This is a genomic window from Paenibacillus xylanexedens (assembly GCF_007676705.1).
Taxonomy (GTDB): Bacteria; Bacillota; Bacilli; order Paenibacillales; family Paenibacillaceae; genus Paenibacillus; species Paenibacillus xylanexedens_C.
Genome location: NZ_VEBF01000640.1, coordinates 1 through 238 on the forward strand (window position 1 = coordinate 1; position 238 = coordinate 238).

Annotated in this window: 1 protein-coding gene; it reads right to left on the reverse strand. The window is 42.4% G+C overall.

Annotated features, from left to right (window positions below; all coding sequences use genetic code 11):
* Positions 1-144: 144 nt before the first annotated feature.
* Positions 145-222 (reverse strand): hypothetical protein, encoded by a 78-nt coding sequence (locus FS628_RS33390; protein WP_369008927.1) that lies wholly within the window; start codon positions 220-222, stop codon positions 145-147.
* Between the last annotated feature and the right edge of the window lie 16 nt (positions 223-238).

Genomic DNA, 238 nt, shown 5'->3' on the forward strand with positions numbered 1-238 from the left:
CCATAATTTCCAACATTTCATATTTGCTCTTTTCCATCACTTCTATCGCGTTTTTAATCACCCCCTCTATCCCATCCCCTTCTAAATCCACCTTTCTTCCACTCCATTTCTATCCTTTCCCCTATATATCATACCATATCACCATCACATGCTAACCGTCTTCCTTTTCTCTTCCCATTTTACACTCACACCAACTTCCTCCCAAACCACTCTAAGCGCCACTAAACTCCTACCACCC